16 protein-coding genes are annotated in these 18,252 nt (G+C 69.1%); 6 read left to right on the plus strand and 10 right to left on the minus strand.

Going from position 1 to position 18,252, the window contains the following annotated elements; all coding sequences use genetic code 11:
* Positions 1-19 precede the first annotated feature (19 nt).
* The 3 genes from C882_RS14180 to C882_RS14190 form a co-directional block, all read right to left on the minus strand.
* Complete coding sequence (locus tag C882_RS14180; RefSeq protein ID WP_009541311.1) at positions 20-1,303, minus strand: NAD(P)/FAD-dependent oxidoreductase; 1,284 nt, start codon at positions 1,301-1,303, stop codon at positions 20-22.
* Complete coding sequence (locus tag C882_RS14185) at positions 1,296-1,703, minus strand: c-type cytochrome (RefSeq protein WP_009541312.1); 408 nt, start codon at positions 1,701-1,703, stop codon at positions 1,296-1,298. Before C882_RS14185 ends, C882_RS14180 begins: the two co-directional genes overlap by 8 nt.
* Before the next feature lie 99 nt (positions 1,704-1,802).
* Positions 1,803-3,020, minus strand: coding sequence for a bifunctional metallophosphatase/5'-nucleotidase (locus C882_RS14190; protein WP_009541313.1), 1,218 nt, complete (start codon positions 3,018-3,020; stop codon positions 1,803-1,805).
* A gap of 20 nt (positions 3,021-3,040) precedes the next feature.
* Here C882_RS14190 and C882_RS14195 point away from each other — a divergent pair, with 20 nt between their 5' ends.
* Positions 3,041-3,463, plus strand: coding sequence for an ATP-dependent metallopeptidase FtsH/Yme1/Tma family protein (locus C882_RS14195; RefSeq protein WP_009541314.1), 423 nt, complete (start codon positions 3,041-3,043; stop codon positions 3,461-3,463).
* Positions 3,464-3,800: 337 nt separating this feature from the next.
* Here C882_RS14195 and C882_RS14200 read toward each other — a convergent pair whose 3' ends face one another.
* From C882_RS14200 to C882_RS14215, 4 genes are all read right to left on the minus strand, one after another.
* Positions 3,801-5,027, minus strand: coding sequence for an efflux RND transporter periplasmic adaptor subunit (locus C882_RS14200; protein WP_043645760.1), 1,227 nt, complete (start codon positions 5,025-5,027; stop codon positions 3,801-3,803).
* Between the two features lie 23 nt (positions 5,028-5,050).
* Positions 5,051-7,423 carry an ABC transporter permease gene (locus C882_RS14205; protein ID WP_009541317.1) on the minus strand — a complete coding sequence of 791 codons (2,373 nt, stop codon included), beginning with the start codon at positions 7,421-7,423 and terminating at the stop codon, positions 5,051-5,053.
* 19 nt (positions 7,424-7,442) lie between these two features.
* Entirely contained in the window at positions 7,443-8,201 is a 759-nt protein-coding gene (locus tag C882_RS14210; protein WP_009541318.1) for an ABC transporter ATP-binding protein, read from the minus strand.
* Between the two features lie 102 nt (positions 8,202-8,303).
* Positions 8,304-9,290, minus strand: a complete 987-nt coding sequence (locus tag C882_RS14215) for a YncE family protein (protein WP_009541319.1) — start codon at positions 9,288-9,290, stop codon at positions 8,304-8,306.
* 594 nt (positions 9,291-9,884) lie between these two features.
* Between C882_RS14215 and C882_RS25760 the strand changes: the two genes are divergently transcribed.
* Positions 9,885-13,772, plus strand: coding sequence for a calcium-binding protein (locus tag C882_RS25760; RefSeq protein ID WP_009541321.1), 3,888 nt, complete (start codon positions 9,885-9,887; stop codon positions 13,770-13,772).
* A 271-nt stretch (positions 13,773-14,043) separates the two neighbouring features.
* Entirely contained in the window at positions 14,044-14,259 is a 216-nt protein-coding gene (locus C882_RS14225; RefSeq protein WP_009541322.1) for a hypothetical protein, read from the plus strand.
* Between the two features lie 44 nt (positions 14,260-14,303).
* On the opposite strand, the gene C882_RS14230 is transcribed toward C882_RS14225, so the two are convergent.
* From C882_RS14230 to C882_RS24695, 3 genes are all read right to left on the minus strand, one after another.
* Positions 14,304-14,573 carry a hypothetical protein gene (locus C882_RS14230; protein WP_152415345.1) on the minus strand — a complete coding sequence of 90 codons (270 nt, stop codon included), beginning with the start codon at positions 14,571-14,573 and terminating at the stop codon, positions 14,304-14,306.
* 13 nt (positions 14,574-14,586) lie between these two features.
* Positions 14,587-15,006 carry a hypothetical protein gene (locus C882_RS14235; protein WP_009541324.1) on the minus strand — a complete coding sequence of 140 codons (420 nt, stop codon included), beginning with the start codon at positions 15,004-15,006 and terminating at the stop codon, positions 14,587-14,589.
* Positions 15,007-15,159: 153 nt separating this feature from the next.
* Positions 15,160-15,591: a hypothetical protein gene (locus C882_RS24695; protein WP_152415346.1), complete on the minus strand. Its 432-nt coding sequence runs from the start codon at positions 15,589-15,591 to the stop codon at positions 15,160-15,162.
* A 110-nt stretch (positions 15,592-15,701) separates the two neighbouring features.
* Between C882_RS24695 and C882_RS25690 the strand changes: the two genes are divergently transcribed.
* The 3 genes from C882_RS25690 to C882_RS14250 all read left to right on the plus strand — a co-directional run bounded on the left by C882_RS25690 (position 15,702) and on the right by C882_RS14250 (position 18,157).
* Positions 15,702-15,836 (plus strand): hypothetical protein, encoded by a 135-nt coding sequence (locus tag C882_RS25690; protein WP_009541325.1) that lies wholly within the window; start codon positions 15,702-15,704, stop codon positions 15,834-15,836.
* A gap of 339 nt (positions 15,837-16,175) precedes the next feature.
* Positions 16,176-16,820: a type II CRISPR-associated endonuclease Cas1 gene (gene cas1, locus C882_RS14245; protein WP_009541326.1), complete on the plus strand. Its 645-nt coding sequence runs from the start codon at positions 16,176-16,178 to the stop codon at positions 16,818-16,820.
* A gap of 74 nt (positions 16,821-16,894) precedes the next feature.
* On the plus strand, positions 16,895-18,157 hold the full coding sequence (locus tag C882_RS14250; protein WP_009541327.1) for an IS256 family transposase: 1,263 nt from the start codon (positions 16,895-16,897) through the stop codon (positions 18,155-18,157).
* Positions 18,158-18,252: the final 95 nt, after the last annotated feature.

Genomic DNA, 18,252 nt, shown 5'->3' on the forward strand with positions numbered 1-18,252 from the left:
TAGCAGTATTCCCCGCTCCTCAACCAAATGTGTCGGCGGTGATGCTGGCGTACCAACCTTGCGCATCCTCGGCCTCCTTGCGCCGGTATTCCCGCTTCGCGTCCAAGGGACTGGAGCCGGAGGCCTCGTCGATGGCGCGGATGCCGCCGGACTTCAGGTCGTAGACGGCGGCCACCGCGATCCCGTAGTCGGGCGCGAGCAGACTGTAGCAGGCGTTGATGAAGGCCGCCGGCCCGAAGTCGCGGCCGGTCAGCCGTGCCGCCACCGCATGGGCGCAGACCTTCGCCGCCGAATTTCCGGCTGACGCCGACTTCGGCAGTGCGGTCCGGGCGGCGTCGCCCAGGACGTGGACGCCGGGATGGCGGGTGGATTCGAAGGTCGCCGCGTCCACCGGGCACCACCCTGTCGTATCCGCCAAATCGGCCTCCGTCGCGACGCGCCCGGCCCGCTGCGGCGGGATCAGGTTGATGACGTCGCCGGTATGGTTTTCGAAGTCCGTGCGCAGGGTCAGGCGGGCGGGTTCCACGCCCGTCACCCAGCCGGCGGGCGTGGTGACGATGCGCTCGATCATGCCGGGATAGAGCGCATCCCATCCCTGCTGGAACAGATCGCCCTTGGGCATGGCCTCGGTCGCATCCAGGATCAGGACCTTGGAGCGCGGCTTGGTCCGGCTCAATTCATGGGCGATGAGGCTGGCCCGCTCGAACGGGCCGGGCGGGCAGCGGTAGGGCGCCGGCGGCACGGCGATGATCACGCGCCCGCCATCGGGCATGGCCTCCAGCTGGGCGCGCAGCAGGCGGGTCTGGTCGCCGGCCTTCCAGGCGTGGGGCATGCGCTCGGTCGTGTCGCTGGTGTAGTTCTCGATGCCGTCGGTGGCGAAGTCGATGCCCGGCGCCACCACCAGGATGTCGGCCTGAAGCACGTCTCCGCCGGCCAGTGTCACGGATTTCGCCGCGGGGTCGATCCGCTCCGCCCGGCGCGGGATCACCTGGATGCCGGCCCGCGCGAGGCCCTCGCGGCCGACGGTGATCTCCTCCATCCGGTTGAAGCCGCCGATGACCGTGTTGCTGAAGGGGCAGGTGACATAGGGCGTGGCGGGGTCGACGAGCGTCACGGCCGCCCCCGGTGCGGCCCGCTTCAGGTAATGGGCGAAAGTCGCGCCGGCGAAGCCGCCGCCGACCACCACGACGCGGGCATCGGGCGAAGCCTGTGCCCGAACGCGCGGTGTGGGCAGGATGCCGGTGCCAAGCGCGAGGCCAGCGCCAGCGAGGAGGGTGAAGCGGCGGCGTGTGAGGTCAGTCATGCTCGTCCTCCTCCCGCTCGTAATTCTCATGCTCTCCGTATTCCGCGTGCTCCCCGCGCTCTTCGTGTCGCTCCGCCGCGCGGTCTTCCCCGGCTGAGCGACGAGTACCGAAATATTCGGCCATCGCGGCAATTTCCGCATCGGTAAAGCCCTTGGAGATGAGCGTCATGAGGCGGTGTTCTCCCGGCTCGTCGAGGAGTTCGCGCATTTCCTCGGCGAATTCCTCTTGCGACTCTATCTCGTCCAGCCCTTCGATCCCGCCGGGGGCATGGCATAGGGCGCAGAGTGCAGCCAGTGTCTCGGCGGATCGCGGCGCGGCGCCCGCATCCTGGGCGGCTGCCGGTCCCGATGCGGAAAGCGCCAGGAGGCTGGCGAGGATCAGCGTGGACCTGTAGCGCATGGCCGCTGCTCCCTGTTTCGTGAGGCCTCGACGGAGTCGGAACCACAACATTTGGAAGGTCTTTTTGTTCCGTGTGGAAAGGCCGGCCGGCCGTGGGGCTCACCGGCGCACGACCGTGCGGGGCGGTGGCGGTTGGACAGGGCTGCGCTCCGCCAGGCCCTGCGCCACCACCTCGGGCAGAGTGATGTCGTGCCGGCGCACGTTTCGCCCCTTGGTCAGTGCGGCGTAGCGGTGCAAGCCGGCCGCCATTCCGACGTTGGTGGCGACGCTGTACTCGCCCCTCGGATCAAGAGGACGATCGGCCACCCGCGCCCAGAGCACCCGCTGCCCGACAGGCCGCGACAGGTCGCCCCGCCAGTCGAGCTCGGCGGCCTGAACGCGCCCGCCGACGATCTCCATGGGGTCGTCCGGCTTCAGGTTGGTCAGGCTCTGCTCCAGCACCGAGCGGATCTCGGCGCCCGTCAGCGTCATGGTTACCACCTTTGCCGGATGCGGCAGCAGGCTGCGCAGCGCCTGCCGGGTGATGGGACCGGGGCCGGGGGTGAGGCCGTAGCCGACGCCGGGAAGCAGCGCGATGTCGGTGTCGAACCGCGCCCGCAGGATGTCGCCGACCAGCCGGTCGAAGGGGCTGTCAGCCTTGTAGGCGCGCGGAAGAGGTGCGGCGGCCACGGCCACCACCTCCTCCAGCATCCGGAGGTGCGGCGCCCGCAGCTCGGCCAGCAGGGCCGCCGTCTCCAGGTCTTCCGCCGTCCTGTCCGCCCAAAGGGGATGCACTGCGTGCCCGACATCCGTCACGCGACCGCCCTCGACGGTCAGCGTCAGACCCTCCACCACGGCACCGTGGGACCAAGCCTCTGTGATCCAGGTGCCGTTCACCTGTTCGGGCGGCGAGATCAGGTTGTGCGAATGCCCGCCCAGGATAACGTCGATGCCGGCCACCTCTTGCGCCAGCAGGCGGTCCACCGGCGTCCCCTGGTGCGAGACCACGACCACAACGTCCGCGCCCTGCCGCCGCAACTCCGGCACCAGACGCCGGGCGGCGTCGATGCCGCTGGTGAACGACAGGCCCTCGATGTCCTTTTTTGAGGCCGTCCATTCGGTGTTCTGGTAGCCGAGTGCCAGCAGGCCGATGCGCAGCCCGCCGCGCTCCACGATGGCGGTCGGCCGCCCGCCGAACGGGGTGCCGGTGCGCGCGTCGATGACGTTCGCCGCGCGCATGGGGAAGTCGGCCATGGACTGGAGGGCCTCGGTCCGCGCGCGGCCGTAGTCGAAGTCGTGGTTGCCCAGCGCCATGAAGTCGTAGCCGACCGCGTTCATCAGCCGAGGACAAGATCGCCGTGCTGCTCGGCCGGGCGGCGGAGTGGCTGGTGTTCGAGGAACTCTCCACCGGCGCCGCCGACGACCTTGCCAAGGCCACCGACGTCGCGCGCGGCATGGTCATGCGCTACGGCATGGACGAGGGGCTGCGCTCGGTCTCATCTGAGGACGAGCGCCCGACCTTCCTCAACCCAGCGGAGCCTCAGCCGGCGGGGCGGCGGGTGAGCGAGGCGACGGCGCGGCGCATCGACGCGGCCGTGCAGGCCATCATCGCCCGCGCCTTCGACCGCGCGACGGACGTGCTGACGGAGAACCGTACCGCCCTGGAGGCGGCCGCCGCGCGCCTGCTGGAGAAGGAAACGCTGGAACAGGACGAACTCCGCACGATCGCCGAGCCCCTGCGGCGCCGGCCGGCGCGCGCTGAAACCATCCGCTCAGCCTGACGACGGCGGGCCGTGCCGCCGATGAAGCGGAATGACGACGGTCGCCTGCTCTCCCTTCTCGCCTACACCCTCCTCGACATGGAACCGCACGTCGTCGCCCACCTGCAGGTCCTCGAACCGGCCCTCGGCAGACTGTTGGCGTGGAAGTAAATTTCCCGGTCGTCGCCGGTCACGAGGAAGCCGTGGCGCTCCTCCGGCATCAGCCTCTTCACCACGGAGGGGCGGACGGAAGCCGCCCGCCCGCGGTTGGAGGTCATCAAGGCGGAGCTTCTGGAGACGGCCGAGGCGGCAGGACAGATTCTCCACCCGCGTGCGGGCGATGCCGGGGAACCGGCGCCTATCCCTCCGTCTCCCGCGCCGTGACTGACGTGCCCGGCGCCACGCGGTCGCCGGGGTGGAGAACGACACTGTCACCCTCGGCCAGCCCCGCCGTCACCTGTGCCGTCAGCCCTTCCATGCGGCCGAGCGTCACCGGGCGGTGGCGGGCGGTGCCGTCCTCGACGCGGAAGACGGCCCAGCCGGCGGCGTCGCGGAACACGGCCCCCATGGGCACCGTCAGCACCTCGTCAGAGTGCCAAACGGCGATCTGGGCGACGACGCGGAAGGCGTGGCCCAGGCTTTCCGGCCACCGGCTGCCGTCGGCCGGGTCGATGATGACGTTGACCCGCTGTTCCTCGATGCCGAGCGCCGAGACCTCGGTGAAGCCGCTGGGGTCGACGCGCCGCACCACGCCGTTCAGCGGCGCGCCGCCCCAGTCCACCAGCGTCGCCGCCATGCCCGGCCGCACCTGCACTGCGTCCGATGACAAAAGATCGACGGTCACTTCCAGCGCACGCGGGTCGCCGATCTCCAGCAGCGGCTGCCCCGCCTGGACCACCGCCTCGCTTTCCTGAAGCACCGCCAGCACGCGGCCCGAGGCCGGGGCGGGAACGTGGACGCAGCAGGTGTCCGGCGCGGCCTCGGCGGCATCAAGCGACTGTGGCTCGCCCGGCTGGATGAGACCCGCGCGGGCGGCCTCAAGCTCCGCCTCGCGCGCCCGAAGGGCATCGCGGGCCGCCTCCAGAGCCGCGGTCCCGGCGCTGAAATCCGCCTGCGCCCGTTCCAGGGAACGGCGCGGGATGGTGCCTTCCTCGGCCAGGCGCCGGGCGCGGTCGAGTTCGGAGCGCGCGAAGGACAGATCGCTCTCGGCCCGCGCCACCTCCGCCCGCGCACCGGCGACGGCGGCCTCGGCGGCGCGCACGCCGGCCACGGCGGCGGTGGCGGTGCGGGCATCCAGGAACACCGGGTCGGCCGGGCGGATGACCGCCACGGGCGCGCCGTCCTCCACCACGTCGCCCACTTCCACCGCCAGCCGCTGCATGCGGCCGGCGACGGGGGCGGAGACGGTGAAGACGTCGCGCACCCGAGTCTCGCCCTCGGCCTCCACGGTCACGGTCAGGGGGCCGACCGCCGCCCTGGCGAGGTCCACCGGCACGGGCCGAGGCGCCAACAGCCAGGCCATGGCCGCCGCCAGCAGCAGCGCGGGCACGGACCACAGGAGCAATCGTTTGCGCGTCGGCGTCATGGGCATATCGCTCCCCCTTTCCCTCACTCCCGCGTCTTGAGCACGGCGATCAGGTCCAGCCGCCGGATCTTCCGCGCGACCACCAGCCCCGAAGCCAGCGCCCCCGCCACCACCCCGAGCGCCGCCCAGCCATAGGTGGCGGGACGGATGGCGACGGGGATGCGGAACAGTTCCGTGTCCATGCTGGCGCTCATGAACTCGGCCAGAAGCGTTCCGATCCACCAGCCCAGCGGAACGGCGGCGAGCGTCAGAAGCGCCAGTTCCCCCAGCAGGATGTAGGAGACCTCGCCGCGCGAGAAGCCGAGAACCCGCAGGCTCGCCAGTTCCCGCCCACGCTCCGACAGCGCGATGCGGGCGGCGTTGTAGACGACGCCGAAGGTCAGCAGGCCGGCGAAGACCACATAGAACCCGATCATGATGTACATGGTTTCCGCGACCGTGGCGCGGAAGGTGTCCACCGCCGTCTTCTTCAGCAGCACCCCCGCGACGGCCGGCGTCTGCTTCAGCGCGGCGTTGAAGGCGTCCGCCCGTGCCGGGTCGACGAGGAGGCCCGCGCCGGAGATGGTCGGCCCTTCCTTCAGCGCCCGGCGCAGGGCGTTGATCTCCATCCAGGCCGGGGCGCCGACGTAGGTCTCGACGACGGCGGTGACGGGCAGGTCGAGGACGGGCCGGCGGCCTTCCTCGATCTCCGCCGTGATGCGATCGCCCACGCCCACGCCCAGGCGGTTCGCCAGCGCGGTGGACAGCACGACCCCCTCCGCCGGCAGGGTGACGGCCCGCCCCGTCGTGTCGAGCACCCTGCTGAGCGCCGGCCTGGCGGGAAGCCCGGTGATCCCCTCCCGCCGCTCCACCGCACCGTGCGACAGGCGGGCGGGGACGGCGCGCAGGGGCTCGACGGCGATCACGCCCGGCATGTGGCGCAGGGCCTCCACCGCCGAGGCCTGGCGCACGTCGGCGAAGGTGACCAGGGCGTCGTAGCGCTGTTCCTGGTTGAACTGGCGGTTGACCAGTTCCTCCACGCTGTCGACCCATTGCAGCGCCAGCACCATGATCGCGCCGGCCATGGCGATGCCCAGGATGGTCATCACAGAGCGGCCCGGCCAGCGCACCACATGGCGCAGGATCATGAGCGTCGGCTGGTCCAGGCGGCCGGGCTTCAGCGCGCGGGACAGCAGGCCGCGCCGGTAGGCGGGCGGGGCCGGGGGGATCATGGCCTGCGCCGGTGCCAGCCGCGCCGCCCGCCGCACGGAGGCCAGCGCGCCCAGGCCCGCCGCGCCCAGGCCGACGGCGCCGGCGAGCGCGAAGACCGCCGGGTCGGGCCGGTAGATCAGGAAGGGGAAGTGGAAGAAGTGGGCGTACAGCTCCGTCACGTAGCGCCCCATGGCGGCACCGCCGATCCATCCCAGCACCACGCCGATGGCGGCCATGGCGCCCATCATCTTCATGTAGTGCCAGGCGATGCGCCCGTTGCCGTAGCCGAAGGCCTTCAGCAGCCCGATCTGGGATTGCTCCAGCGCCACGATCCGCGCCGCCGCCACGTTCAGCAGGAACACGGCGACCATGAGGAAAATGGTCGGCAGCATCGTCGCAAGAGTGCGCAACTGCGCGATCTCGTTGGACAGGAACCAGTTGGAGGTTTGGTCCGCCCGCCCCACGGCGCCGACGCCGCCCCAGCGGGCGAGCAGGGCGTCCAGGCGGTCGATGACCTCGGCCTCCCGTGCCTTGCGCCCGATCTCCAGGGAGACGTCGTTGAAGGCGCCGTCCAGGTTAAAGGCGGTGGCGAGCGCGGTGCGCCCCATCCACAGCACGCCGAAGGCGCGGTCGTCGGGCACCAGTTGCCCCGGCGCCAGGGCATAGACGTACTCCGGCGACAGCGCGAGGCCGACCACCGTAAGCGTCCGCCGCGTCCCATTGAGGATCGCTCCCAGCGTGTCGCCGGGCATCAGGCCGTGGGCCTGGGCGAAGGCTTCCGACAGGATCACCTCGTCATGGGCGGTGGGGCGCACCCAGCGGCCGGCGCGCAGCACCAGGTCGTTCAGGCGCGGCCGCCGGGTCTCCGGGATGGACGACAACAGGCCGGTCACCGGCTCCGCCATGTCGGCGACATCCAGCACCACGGGCTGGACCACGCGCGTCTCCACCGCCCGCACGCCGGGAATGGACGCGATGCGCCGCGCCAGACCCTCCGGCGCGCGTTCCACCCGCGCGAAGATGTCGGCGAAGCGGTAGCGGTCGTAGAAGGCCGCGCGGGTTTCCTCCAGCGAGGAAATGGCGCCCAGGCTCATGATGAGGACCGTCAGGCCCGAGGCGATGACCAGCGCCACCGCCACGACCTGTCCGCGCAGGTTCCAGAGGTCGCGGATCAGCTTGCGGTCGAGCGGATGGACGAGGGCCATGGCATCCTCCGGCGCCGCTCTACCAGGACAGGTCCGTCGGGCGCTTGCGCTGCCCGGTGGCGTGCGTGCGGATGATCGCCCCGTCGGCGAAGTGGACGACGCGGTGGGCCATGTCGGCGATGCCGGCGTTGTGGGTTATCAGCGCCGTGGTGGTGCCGAGTTCCCGGTTCACGGTCTCGATGGCCTCCAGCACCTTGATGCCGGTGCGGCTGTCGAGTGCCCCCGTCGGCTCGTCGCACAGCAGGATGTCGGGGCGCTTGGCGATGGCGCGCGCAATGGCGACGCGCTGCTGCTCCCCGCCCGAAAGCTGGGCCGGAAAGTGGTCCAGCCGATGCGCCAGCCCCACCAGCGCCAGGGCCTCCTCCGGCGGCATGGGGTGGGCGGCGATCTCGGTGACCAGGGCCACGTTCTCGCGCGCGGTCAGGCTGGGGATCAGGTTGTAGAACTGGAACACGAAGCCGATGTGGTCGCGGCGGTAGACCGTCAGGGCGCGGTCCGAGGCCGTGGCGATGTCGTCGCCCTGGAACAGGACCTGTCCCTCCGTCGGCCGGTCGAGCCCGCCCAGGATGTTCAGCAGCGTCGACTTGCCGCTGCCCGATGGGCCGAGCAGCGCGGTGATCTCTCCGGCGAAAAGGTCGAGGTCGACGCCGCGCAAAGCCTCCACCGGCACCTCGCCGGTGCGGTAGACCTTGCGGACGGTCCGCGCGCTCAGAACGGCCGGCGGCTGTTCCGATCCCGGTCCGGGCGGCATCGTGGTGTCGGGCGTGGCCGCGCTCATGGCGCCCCCCTTTCCTACCCGATCATGATGCCGCTGCAAGCCGCCGACGGCAAGGCATCGACGTGCACCGAGAGCGTTGCCGCAAGCGACTGCCGCGCGGCTTTACATGTTTCCCTGCACTGCGATCCAGAAGGGCGTCGTGCCTTCGCCCGGCTTGATGGGCTTGCCGAGCGTCAGCGCGCCGACGTCGATCACCTCGACCGTGTTCGTTTCGCTGACGGCGACATAGGCCCTTGTGCCGTCCGCGCTTGTGCGGACGCCGTGCGGGCCCTGCCCGACGGGGATCTGCTTGGCGACCTCCAGACTGTCGGTGTCGATGGCGGTCACCATGTCGCCCGCGATGCCGGTCACGAACACAAGGGCACCGTCCGGCGTGACGTCGACACCGTAATGCGGCGGCCCGAGGGGGATGCGCTTGATCTCCTCGCTGCTCTCCAGGTCGATGACGCTGAGGTCCTCGCTGACCACGTTCGCCACGTACAGGCGCGATCCGTCGGGGGCGATGTCCATGTTGTGCGGGCCGTCTCCCGCCGGCAGGTCGGCGACCGTCTCCAGCGAGTCCAGATCCACCACCGCGACCGTGGTGCCGCCCTGGATCGCCACGTAGAGCCGCGTGTTTTCGGGGGAGGTGATCGTGCTGTGGGGCGTTGGGCCGACGTCGATCGTCGCCGTCACCTCCAGGCTGTCGACATCGATCACGCTGACGGTTCCCGAGCCCTCGTTGGCGGCGAAGGCGCGCCGGCCGTCGCGGCCGAACTTGATCCCCTTGGGCACCTCGCCAACCTCGATCCGGCCCAGCGACTTGCCGGACCCATCGTAGGCATAGACCGTGTTCTCGGCGCTGCTGGAGGCCATGACGCGATCGCCGTCGGGACTGACGGCCACATAGGTCATCTGGCCGCCGGCCGGCCAACGCGCGTCGGGCTGCGCCAGGGCCGACACGCCATCGACACCCTGGAGCGTCACGAAGACGCCGCCGTCCGGAAGGCTGGATGTCTCCTCCGCCGCATGGGTGGGCGGAGTAACGACGGCGCCGAGGACAAGCACGAAAGCCGCCGTCAGGGCATGCGCTATCTTGAACGGGCTCATGGAACGCGCCTCCTTCCGAACCCATCACCGCCCCCCTGTCCGCGCTGCAACGCCCGGAAGAGCAGCGGGTTCCCGTGCGGTCGCGCGCCGCCGGAGCATGGCCCGCCGGTGGGGGCGTCGTGTTCCTGATCGAAGGTATGGCGGTACCTTGAAGATGATAAGCATCAAGACGATGCTTCGACCAACGTCGCAACACGAAATCACAGGTATGCACTCAAAGTCATTCCTCGCCGAGAAAACCCGGCAAGAGTAGGATTATTCTGTGGCCTGTAGTTCCGTAGTCAATAATCAGCCGGTCCCCAAGATGATTGGAGTCCGTCGGGGGATGGCTGGGCCTGTTCAGCCAGTCGGGGCTGCGGCTTCACTTTTAGCGTCGAGCAAAAAGGCAGCGTCTGGATTCCGAGAGTCTGCTGAAGGGCGGCGTTCGTCTGACTCATCACCGATGGGTCCGAGCCTGTTGCCGTGCGGTACGACCGGGCTTCGCTGCGTCACGTGCATGTCTGTTTTCGGCGGCCGCTCGCCAGCGGACAGGGTCTTGCGTCCCTGTCGCGGACCGAACGGCTCGGCCGCCAGCGGCAAGGGAGGGACCAGAAAATGCCCCCGGGAAAAATCACCGGCAAGACGACCTTCAGCCTTCGGTCCGGATCGACGAGTTCGGACCTTCAGCGCCTCATCGACACGGTGCCGGAGGGCTCGACCATCCAATTGAAGCCGGGCGCCTACAGTCTGGATGCGCCCATCACCATCGCCCGCGATGACATCGCCATCATCGGCAGCGGTTCGGATAAGACGGTGTTCGAGGTCTTCTATGCCTCGGGCTGGACGGGCGATGCGATCACGGTGGCCGGCAGCCGCACGGAGGCGCCGCTCGCCGCGGTCCTTGATGCCGATGCGCGGGACGGCGACAGCGCCCTCAGCCTGGCGGAGGGGCATGGCCTGTCCGCCGGCGACTGGGTCTGGATCGAGGCGGAAAACACCGACGCCTATCTGGAAGCGGTCTACGGCGGTCCGCCGCCGGCCGACCTTTCACTGACGGAGCCCCTTCGCACCGCGCTGGTGCAGGTGAAGGAGGTGGTGCCGGGCGGCGTGTTGCTCGAAACCGCCCTTCATTTCGACTTTCCGGCGGCGGAAACCACGATGTTCGCCGTCGATCCGGCCTCGGACGTGACCCTGTCGGGCTTTTCCATCCAGTACCCGCTGGGCGAGGCCGATCCGGCCGCCTTCACGAACACCCTGCCGGCCCACCTTGGCGACAGCGCCGTGCGGTTGGAGTGGACGGCGGCCGCCACGGTCTCCGACATCGCGGTGCATGACGCGGTCAGCAATGCCTTCGCCTTCGCCCACAGCAGCGGTATTGCGGCCGAGGGCCTCCTTGCCGAGGGCAGCCACAACAAGGGCGCGGGCGACAACGGCTTCGCCTGGCTGGCCGACGCGGTGCACGACAGCCGCTTCACCGGCCTGACCGACCTGGACATGAAGCACTCGCTCACCTTCGACCGCGAGGGCGCCACCGTCGGCAGCACCTTCGACCTGTCGTTCACGAACCGCGACATCCAGTTCCTGGGCGGGCGCGACCAGGGGAACGCCATCACCGTCCAGACATCGGAGCGCGACCCCGCGACCGACGACGGCAGCCCCGTCTATTCCGTCAACGAAAGCGGCGACGCCACCACCGCCCCGACCGATCCCTCCGCCAACACGCTGTCCTTCAACCGGGTGACGGGAGGGGAGGGCGCGGACCTGACCCACGGGACGGAGGGCGACGACATCCTGGACGGCGGCGGGGCGGGCGACACCGTCTACGCCCATGGCGGCAACGACACGCTCTACGCCGGAACCGGCCTCACCCCCGGCGCCGACACCCTGGACGGCGGCGCCGGGTCCGACGTGGCCGTGTTCCAGGGCGCGCGGGCGTCGTATGACATCTCGGCCGGCGCGGCGGCGGGAGAGGTCTTGGTCGGCGGCCACGCCCTGCGGAACGTCGAGACGGCGCGGTTCGACGATGCCACCGTCGACCTGTCCACCATCGGCGGTGGCGACCCGCCCGATCCCGGCGGCGGAGGCACCTACGCGGCGGCCTCCATCGCGGAGGTGCGCGGGCTGCTGGAGACGGTGCCCGACGGCTCCACCATCACGCTGGCTGCGGGCACCTACACCCTGGACGCGCCGCTGGTGATCGCCCGTGATGATGTTTCGATCGTCGGCGCGGGATCGGACAGCACCGTGATCTCCGTGACGGCCGGGTGGACGGGTGATGCGATCTCGGTGCTCGGAAGCCATGCGGCGACGGACATCGCCGTCACGGCCGACGCGGCACTGTGGGACACGGCGCTGGCGCTGGCACCGGGGCATGGTCTGGCGGCCGGCGACTGGCTGTGGCTGGAGGCCGCCAATACGCCGGAATACCTGGACTCCATCGGGGATACGCTGTGGCAGCAGGACAAGCCGCTGCGCACCAGCCTCGTCCAGGTGGACGCCGTCACCGAGACGGGCGTCACCCTGACGGGCGGCCTCCACTTCGACCTGCCGGCGGCGGAGACGACCGTCTACAAGGTCGATCCGGCGGAGAACGTCGCGCTGTCCGGGTTCTCCATGCAGTACAGCCTTGGGGAGGCGGATGCCGGCCTGTTCGAGAACACGGTCACCGAGCATCATCGCGACCGCGCTGTTGAACTGGAGTGGACGGTGGGCGCCAAGCTCTCGGACATCGCGGTGCACGACGCGGCCAGCAACGCCTTCGTGTTCCTGCACAGCAGCGGCATCACGGCCGACGCGCTGCATGCCGAGGGCGCGCACAACAAGGGCGCGGGCGGCAACGGCTATGCCTTCGAGCTGAAGAGCGTCTACGAAAGCGCCTTCACCGGCCTGACGGACCTGGACATGCGGCATTCCTTCGTCTTCGGGTCGTGGTACAGCAACGTCAACAACAGGGTCGAGGTCCTTTCCACCAACCGGGACATCAACTTTCACGGCGGGCGGGATCATCACAATTCAGTGCTGGTCGATCGGTCGGAGCGCAATCCGGACACCGACAACATGTCGTCCGTCCTGTCCATCAACTCCGAGGGCGAGACCTGGGGCGCGCCCACCGACATGACCCACAACGCCATCGGCTTTGAAACCGTCATCGGCTCCAAGCGCCAGGACCTGGTCTATGGCACCGACAATGCCAACGTCATCGACCCGCGCGGCGGGCATGACACGGTGTACGGCTACGGCGGCGACGACACGCTGTATGCCGGCACCGGCGACGACTGGGGCGACGATCAGCTCATCGGCGGCGCGGGCACCGACACCGCCATGATGTGGGGCGTGCGCGCGGACTACATTATCCGCCTCGGAACCACGGCCAACCAGGTCTGGTTCAACGACCACCTGCTGGACGGGATCGAGACGGTCCGGTTCCTGGGCGACGGCACCACCATGGACCTTCTGGCCGAGGTGCCGGGCTACGTGGGGGACGGTGACAGCGGCACGTCGACGGGCGGCGTCACCTACACGGCGACGGAGTGGCCGGACACCTTCGTCTGGTCGGACACCAGCCACAGCACGCCCTACGATCCCGCGACGGTGCTGGGCTTTGACCCCATGCAGGACACGCTCGACGTCTCGCGGATCGATGCCGACACGACACAAGCGAACGCGCAGGCCTTCACCTGGATCGGTGCCGCCGCGTTCTCCGGTTCCGCCGGGGAGATGCGGATGGAGGCCGGGGAGCTGTCGGCGGATGTCGATGGCGGCGGAACGGCCAATTTCCTGGTCAACCTGGACGGGCTCGGGACCTTCGACCTCGCCGTGCTGCCCATCGTGGGGCTGGAGGCGCTGACCATCCCGGGCACCAGCGGCGACGACGTCTATCGAATCGTCGACCCCGCCCACACCGTCGCCGAGCTTTCCGGTGGCGGGCACGACACGGTGGAAAGCTGGGTGGACTGGACGCTTTCGGACAACGTGGAGGACATGACGCTGAGAGGCGCGGCGGAGGTCGGCAACGGCAACGCCCAGCCGAACACGATCCTCGGCACGGCCGGTGCCAACGTGCTGCGCGGCGAGGCCGGCGACGACGTGCTCGTGGGCGGCGCGGGCGACGACCGCCTGTACGGTGGGGCGGACATCGACGATCTTTCAGGCGGGGAGGGCAATGACACGCTGATGGGCGGCGGCGGCCCGGACAGCCTCTCGGGCGGGCCGGGGGCTGATGAGTTCGAGTTCACGCAATGGGATCTCGGGCACATCGACATCATCAGCGACTTCACCGCCGCAGAGGACAGCCTGGACCTCGTCAGGATCGACGCGAATGCGGGCACCTCGGAAGACGATGCCTTTACCTACATCGACGGCACGGCGTTCAGCGGCACGGCGGGCGAGTTGCGGTTCAGCGCCGGCCGGCTGGAAGGCGACGTGGACGGCGACGGACTGCCCGATCTGGTGGTCGACATGGCCGGTCCGTCCAGCCTGGGGGAGGAGGTCTTCATCCTGTAGGGCGCGCCGGCGGAGGATTCTCCCGGCGGCTGGTATGCCTTGCCGCCGGGGGGCGACCATCTAAGTATGACCCCGTCAGGTAGAAGAACGGCAAGAGGAATACCGGTGAGAAACAGCTGAATGAAAGCTGACAAACGTCGGCCAAATCAGGCCCCCGCAACCAACATGTCAAGAAAGCCCGCCCTCCTCGCGACGGCGGGTTTTTTCGTGTTTCCGCCGTGGAGCGCGCGCCAGGGGCGGGTAAGCGGAGCGTAAGCTCGCCCATACGGCCATGCAGGCCGCCCTTGACCTCTACAACGACAAGCATCCCCAATTGGCCTCGGCCACCGTCCTGGACGGGCCGAAGGGCGATTACATGGTCGTAGCGGACTATGCCTCCGATCAGTTCGGCATTGACGGCGAAACGCCGCTGGCCAACGCCACTTGGCAGATCGAGGCGGCGGACCTGCTGGCCTCCGTCTCCATGACGTCCTACTCGCCGCAGTGAACTTCACGATGTCCAAGAGCATGAGCCCCGCCCACCGGCGGGGCTTATTTCGTGTCGGGCTCGACCATGCTCTTCAGGCCCTGGGCGTCGAAGGTGTGCGTGACTTTGTCGACGGTCCAGGAGCCGTCGGCGTCGGGGTGGAGGCCGGAGACGGTGAGGGGTGCCTCTGCGGCGGCCGAGGGCCGGCCGACGGCGGGGTTGATGGTCAGGGTCGCCTCGCCGCGCTTCAGGCTGCCCGGCTTGGCCTCGGCGGCGGCACTGGCGGCGGCCTTGGGGCGCGATTTCAAGTGTTCTGCGACCTGTGATTTGGTCAAGCAGGGCTCCTCGCTATTCGGCCAGCAGCCGCTCCACTGCCGTCTCCACCGCCTGGGCGACACCGTCTGCTTCAAGAGCCGCGCGGATCGCGCGCCGGCGCGCGGTAAAGCTGGCGGGTTCGAGCGGAACAGAGGCGGCGACGTGCTCCGCCGTCGCCGCCAGGCGTGCCACGTCCCTCTGTCTCGGTAAATCGCGCCAAAGCGGGAATGATAACGAAAACAGGACCTTGTCGAAGTGGCGCGCTCCCCCTACGCCCCTGCTTTGTAGATGTTGCACGCGGGATCGCATGTATTCGCTGTTCAAAATCCCACAGAGATAGAGCCCCTCCTCTTCGGTGCGGACCTCGTGCCAGTACAGCAGGTGAACCACCACCACGTCGGCGTCCCGCTTCCCCGACTTCGTGTAGACGACCCGCAACGGCGCGCCGGGCATCTGCCGCGACAGTTTGCCATAATGGTCAAGGGCGCTGACAAGGTCGGAGGTGCCCCGCGTATTGGGTCTTGAGGATATTGAAGAGCAGCCTGCAGAGATTCCCGGCCCGCATGAAGCTCTGGGCTCTTGGGGCTTCCGGACGCTGTCCGGAAACTATTTCGAGGACGCGATTGAAGGCTTACTATGGAAAGCGAGGGAGGCTGAAGAACGAGCTTCACTATGCCGCCTTTGCCCCACCCAACCTGCCCGCCGTCGCCCGCCATCGGCGGCGGTGCGCCGGCGTCGGTGCCCGATCTTCGGGCATTCCTGGTCGACCTTCTCGCCGACCTTCAGTCCCGGTATCGCTCCGGCGCGATGGATGGCTGGCACGACTTCTGGAACCTCGACAGCCATGGTCGGCCGACGGATCCGAAGGTCGAAGGGGCGTGCCGGAACACCCTTGGCACCCACCTGACGGACCGTCTGCGTCCCTTTGACGTTACGGTGGATCGCAAGGTACAGGTCGCCGGCCAGAAGCGCCCGGACCTGCAGCTGCGCCTCCCCTCCTGCGGCAAGCTGCCGATCGAGGTCAAGCGCCAGCAGCATGACGACCTCTGGACGGCGGCATCGGATCAGCTTGACCGCCAGTACTGCCGGGCCCGGAAACCCAGGGCCAAGGCCTCTACCTCGTCTTCTGGTTCGGCGCCGAGACGCCCGTGCCGCGCCACCCCGGCGGCCTCCCCCGGCCCGGAGCGCCGGAGGCCCTGCGCGACGCGCTGTTGACGCGCCTGACCGACGACCAGCGGGCGAGACTCTCGGTGGTGATCCTGGACGTTTCCTCGGGGCCCTGATCCCGCTTCGGGGCGGTTCTGTGGGCAGGCCTGGTACACAGTTCCCGATGGCCGGTGCAGGGTAGGAACAGGTGGGCCCGAGAAACGTGCGACGACGCCTGCAAGGGTGCCTCGCCACGCCTGAACGACAGTTGGGCTATCGAGAAAGAAAAGCCGCCTCCCCTTGGCCACTGGGGCGGGGGAGGCGGCTGTCACGTGTATGATCACTTGTCCTGTAGGTGCCGGTCCGTTCCACCGTGCTACCATCTCTGGTAATGGCACCCTGTGATCGCTAATATGAGTAGCAGACATCGGTTGCCGGGGTCAAGCCCCTCCACCACAAGCCGTGGGGACCGGACCATGCTCATAGAGATCCGCAACGCCGGGTGCCGGCTGCGCATCCACAACGGCCTGCTTGAGATCACGCCGCCAACCGCGCCCGGTGGCGACGCGTCACCGGCCCGCCCATGGCGCATTCCGCCCGATGAGGTCACCCGCCTCGTGCTGGAGACGCCGCGCGCCACGCTTTCGTCCGCCGTTCTCGCGGAGTTGGCGCGGTGCGGCGTACCCATTCTGGTATGCGACAATGCTCACCGCCCGGCCGCGGAGGTCTCTGCCGCCGAGGGCAGCGGCACCGGCCGCAATGCGGCGCTTCTGCGGGCGCAGGTTCTTTTGCGAGCGGACACGCGCCGACGCCTGTGGAAGCGCGTCGTTCAGGCCAAGCTGTTGATGCAGGCAGAGACCCTCGGCCGGTCGGCGGGTGGAGCCGGGGCGGAGCGGCTCCGGCGCCTGGCGCGCGGTGTTCAGCCGGGAGACCCCAAGAACCACGAGGCCACGGCTGCGCAAATCTACTGGCCGGCCCTCATGGGCACCCGGTTCCGCCGGGGCGGCGAGCCGATGGTCGCCAACGCCTTGCTGGACTACGGATACGCCATCCTCCGCGCCATGGTGCTGCGCGCGCTGCATGAGGCCGGGCCGCATCGAGCTATGGCCGAAACTGGGTGATGACCTGAAAAGGGGGTGGCGTATCGTGGAGGTGTCTTACGCCTTCCATATCTCCAGCGAAGGAGTGATACGCCATGACCGACGATACCGTTGTCGCCCTGCGCCAGCCAGGGGAAACCGACGACCCGCTGACCGAGATCCTGCGTTCCGGGGCGCGACAACTTCTGGCGCAAGCCGTGGAGGCCGAGATCGCCGCCGTGCTTGCCGAGCATGAACACCTGACGACGGTAGACGGCCGTCGCCGCCTGGTCCGTCACGGCCACGGCCCGGAGCGCGAGATCCTGACGGGCATTGGCCCTGTTCCCGTGCGACGGCCGAAGGTGCGGGATCGCGGTGCCGACGGAGAAGACCGCATTCGCTTCACCTCCGCCATCCTGCCACGGTTTGCCCGGCGCACGCGGTCCATCGACGCCGTACTGCCGACCCTCTACCTGCGCGGCCTGTCGAGCGGCGATTTCCAGGACGCCCTGGAGGCGTTGCTTGGCAAGGAGGCGACGGGCCTGTCGCCGCAGGTGATCAGCCGCCTGAAGACGGAATGGCAGGCCGACTACGAGCGCTGGCGCAAGCGCGACCTGACGGCCCGGCAGTACGTCTACATCTGGGCCGACGGCGTCTACCTCCAGGGCCGGCTGGAGGACGAGAAGCAATGCATTCTCGTTATCATCGGCGCCACGCCGGAGGGCCGCAAGGAGTTGGTCGGGTTCCAGGCCGGCTTCCGCGAAAGCACCCAGAGCTGGCGGGAACTGCTGAACGACATCAAGGGGCGCGGCCTCGCCCAGGGTCCGAAGCTGGCGGTCGGGGACGGCGCGCTCGGCTTCTGGAAGGCGCTCGACGAGGTCTTTCCCGGCGCCCGTCATCAGCGCTGCTGGGTGCACAAGACGGCCAACGTCCTCAACAAGCTGCCGAAATCGCGGCAGAAGGCGGCCAAGGAGGACCTCCACGCCATCTGGATGGCCGACGGCCGCACCGAAGCCGAGGCAGCCATGGACACCTTCGAGGCGAAATATGGCGCGAAGTACCCCCAAGCCGTCGGCTGCCTGATGAAGTACCGCCACGCCCTGCTGGCCTTCTACGACTTCCCCGCCGAGCACTGGCAGCACGTGAGAACCAGCAACCCCATTGAGAGCGTCTTCGCCACCGTCCGGCACCGCACCGTGCGCACCAAGGGTTGCCTGTCGCACAAGACCGCCCTGGCAATGGTCTTCAAGCTGGTCACCGAGGCCAGCAAGACCTGGCGCCGCTTGTCGGGCAACAACCGCTTGCCCCAGGTGATCAAGGGTGTCAGGTTCCGCGACGGCATCCAGGTGAAAGACGCCGACCATTCCGCCGCCGCCTGATCACGCCGTCACCCACAATCGGTCATAGCTCGGCCGCATCCGGCCTTCGGCATCCATCACGTCGGTGCCGACAATCCCGGCAACCTGGCCGACGA

Origin of the sequence: Caenispirillum salinarum AK4 (assembly GCF_000315795.1) — a bacterium.
Taxonomy (GTDB): domain Bacteria; phylum Pseudomonadota; class Alphaproteobacteria; order Rhodospirillales; family Rhodospirillaceae; genus Caenispirillum; species Caenispirillum salinarum.

Excerpts from the sequence above, each read along its gene's own strand:
- C882_RS14205 (WP_009541317.1), bottom strand. The coding sequence starts at position 7,423 with ATGGCCCTCGTCCATCCGCTCGACCGCAAGCTGATCCGCGACCTCTGG.
- C882_RS14180 (WP_009541311.1), bottom strand. The coding sequence starts at position 1,303 with ATGACTGACCTCACACGCCGCCGCTTCACCCTCCTCGCTGGCGCTGGC.
- C882_RS14190 (WP_009541313.1), bottom strand. The coding sequence starts at position 3,020 with ATGAACGCGGTCGGCTACGACTTCATGGCGCTGGGCAACCACGACTTC.
- C882_RS14210 (WP_009541318.1), bottom strand. The coding sequence starts at position 8,201 with ATGAGCGCGGCCACGCCCGACACCACGATGCCGCCCGGACCGGGATCG.
- C882_RS25760 (WP_009541321.1), top strand. The coding sequence starts at position 9,885 with ATGCCCCCGGGAAAAATCACCGGCAAGACGACCTTCAGCCTTCGGTCC.
- C882_RS14225 (WP_009541322.1), top strand. The coding sequence starts at position 14,044 with ATGCAGGCCGCCCTTGACCTCTACAACGACAAGCATCCCCAATTGGCC.
- C882_RS24695 (WP_152415346.1), bottom strand. The coding sequence starts at position 15,591 with ATGCTGCTGGCGCTTGACCTCGATCGGCAGCTTGCCGCAGGAGGGGAG.
- C882_RS14250 (WP_009541327.1), top strand. The coding sequence starts at position 16,895 with ATGACCGACGATACCGTTGTCGCCCTGCGCCAGCCAGGGGAAACCGAC.
- C882_RS14235 (WP_009541324.1), bottom strand. The coding sequence starts at position 15,006 with ATGCCCGGCGCGCCGTTGCGGGTCGTCTACACGAAGTCGGGGAAGCGG.
- C882_RS14185 (WP_009541312.1), bottom strand. The coding sequence starts at position 1,703 with ATGCGCTACAGGTCCACGCTGATCCTCGCCAGCCTCCTGGCGCTTTCC.
- C882_RS14215 (WP_009541319.1), bottom strand. The coding sequence starts at position 9,290 with ATGAGCCCGTTCAAGATAGCGCATGCCCTGACGGCGGCTTTCGTGCTT.
- C882_RS14200 (WP_043645760.1), bottom strand. The coding sequence starts at position 5,027 with ATGACGCCGACGCGCAAACGATTGCTCCTGTGGTCCGTGCCCGCGCTG.
- cas1 (WP_009541326.1), top strand. The coding sequence starts at position 16,176 with ATGCTCATAGAGATCCGCAACGCCGGGTGCCGGCTGCGCATCCACAAC.